Genomic DNA, 2169 nt, shown 5'->3' with positions numbered 1-2169 from the left:
GTGCCTTCGGCAAAGCACGCCGCCACGCACAGCGCCGGGATCTCGTCGATGAGCCGGGGGATGAGCGCGCCGCCGATGGTCGCGCCCTTCAGCGCGCCGGGCGCAACGCGCAGGTCGGCGACGGGTTCGCCGCCCAGCTCGCGCGGATTCTCCAGCTCAATCTTCGCACCCATGCTCTGAAGCGCCTCGATGATCCCGTCGCGGGTTGGATTGACACCGACCTTGGGCAGGACAAGTTCGCCCTCGCCTGCCAGCAGCGCCGCCACCAGAAAGAACGCCGCCGAGGAAATATCGGCGGGCACATCGATGGTTGCGGCTTTGGGCTGCGCGCCGCCGACAATGCTCGCGCCCCAGTCGCCGCGTTCGAGCCGCACGCCCATGTGGGCGAGCATGCGCTCGGTGTGATCGCGCGACGGATGGGGCTCGCGCACGGTGGTCTTGCCGTCCGCATACAGTCCCGCCAGCAAAATCGCGCTCTTCACCTGCGCGGAGGCCACGGGGCTTTCGTATTTGATGGCCTGCAGTTTCTGCCCCGGCGCAACACCGCGAATGGTGAGCGGCGCGTGCCCGGCGCCGTCGGCGTCCTCGATGCGCGCGCCCATCTTCGAGAGCGGCTCGATCACCCGCTTCATGGGGCGCTTTCGAATCGAGGCATCGCCGTCGATGACCGTCTCGAAGGCCTGCCCGCTGAGGAGCCCGCTCATCAGACGAATCGAGGTTCCCGAATTGCCGATGTCGAGCGTGCGCGCCGGTTTTTTGAGCCCGTGCAGGCCGACGCCGTGGATGGTTAGATTCGTTCCATTGTGGGCGATTTCAACGCCCATTTCCCGAAAGGCCGCCATGGTGGCCAGCGGGTCTTCGCCGGCAAGGAAGCCGGTCACTTCGGTCACGCCTTCGGCGATGGAACCAAGCATGACCGAGCGATGGGAAATGGACTTGTCCCCCGGCACGAGCGCGCTGCCGCAGACGCCGCGCTTTGGCGCCACGCGCACCGACTTCATGCGTCCTCCAGCGAGCGACGCACGGTAGCGGCCTGCGTAAAGAGATCTTCGAGCTTGTCGAAATCTCCGGCGGCGATGGCATCTTCAATCGCAGTGAGCTCGGCCTTGAAGCGCGCGATGGAATCGAGGCTCGACTTGGCGTTGGCTTCCACGATCGCGCGCCAGAGTTCGGGGGCGCTGGCGGCAATGCGGGTGAAGTCCTTGAAACCACCCGCGGTGAACTTGAGCGCGGGGTGCTCACCCCTGTCATAGCGGGCGACCGCGCCGACCAGCGCGTAGGCCACCACGTGCGGCAGGTGGGAAATCATGGCCAGCACTTCGTCGTGGCGCGCGGCGTCCATTTCTTCGACCTTCATCCCGAGGGCTTCCCAGAACGCGCGCACCGCCGCGGTCTTCTTCGCGTCCGCGCCGGGCGTGAGAATGCAGTGGCGACCCTCGTAGAGATCGGCCTTCGCGGCGGCCGGGCCGCTCTTCTCGGTTCCGGCGATGGGGTGGCCGCCCACAAACAGCGCTGCCGCCTTTGCATCGCGTGCGACCTCCGCGACGATGTTTCCCTTCACCGAGCCCACGTCCGTAATCACCGCACCGGGGGCCAGCTCGCACGCGGCGATTTCCAGGACGCGCGCGGCGACCACGTCGACCGGCACGCTGACCAGCACGAAGTCCGCGCCGCGCACGGCGGCGACAAGGTCGGTCTCGAAGGAATCGATTGCGCCCACGCGCTTTGCCTCTTCGAGGGTCTGCCTGCGGCGCGAAAAGCCCACGACCTCGCCGGCCAGCCCGCGTGCCTTTGCGGCGAGTCCGGCCGAGGCGCCCATGAGCCCCACGCCAACAAGTGTGAGCCGCGAGATCACGCCGCGCCTCCGCCCGTGCTGCCAAACCCCTCGCCCAGGATGAGCGAGTCCAGCGCCTTGGCCAGATGGTGGAGTTCCTCGGTCGTGCCGACGGTAATGCGCAGCGAATTGGGCAGACCGTAGCCACCCATCGGTCGCACAATCACGCCGCGACGAAGCAGACCGTCGTAGACCGGCATGGCCGGACGACCCAGGTCGACGAGTACGAAATTGCCCCAGGAGGGGGTGACCTTGAGCCCGCGCTTTTCGAGATGCGCGCGCAGGTAGTGGATTCCGCGGGCATTTACCTCCCGCGAGCGACGCACGAACTCATG

General features: G+C 67.1%; 3 protein-coding genes. All 3 read right to left on the bottom strand.

The features are described from left to right. Positions 1 to 1001 (bottom strand): 3-phosphoshikimate 1-carboxyvinyltransferase (locus KDH09_09300; GenBank protein MCB0219876.1); only part of this gene is annotated, 1001 nt, incomplete at its 3' end. Then, a complete protein-coding gene (locus KDH09_09295) occupies positions 998 to 1855 on the bottom strand; it encodes a prephenate dehydrogenase/arogenate dehydrogenase family protein (protein ID MCB0219875.1) in 858 nt (285 codons plus the stop codon). The genes KDH09_09295 and KDH09_09300, both read right to left, overlap by 4 nt. Continuing rightward, positions 1852 to 2169: aminotransferase class I/II-fold pyridoxal phosphate-dependent enzyme (locus tag KDH09_09290; GenBank protein ID MCB0219874.1), on the bottom strand; the 318-nt coding region annotated here is incomplete at its 5' end. The genes KDH09_09295 and KDH09_09290, both read right to left, overlap by 4 nt.

The organism is Chrysiogenia bacterium, from assembly GCA_020434085.1.
GTDB lineage: Bacteria > JAGRBM01 > JAGRBM01 > JAGRBM01 > JAGRBM01 > JAGRBM01.
The sequence above is the reverse complement of the archived record's forward strand: the minus strand, read 5'-3'. Positions and strand labels throughout refer to the sequence as shown.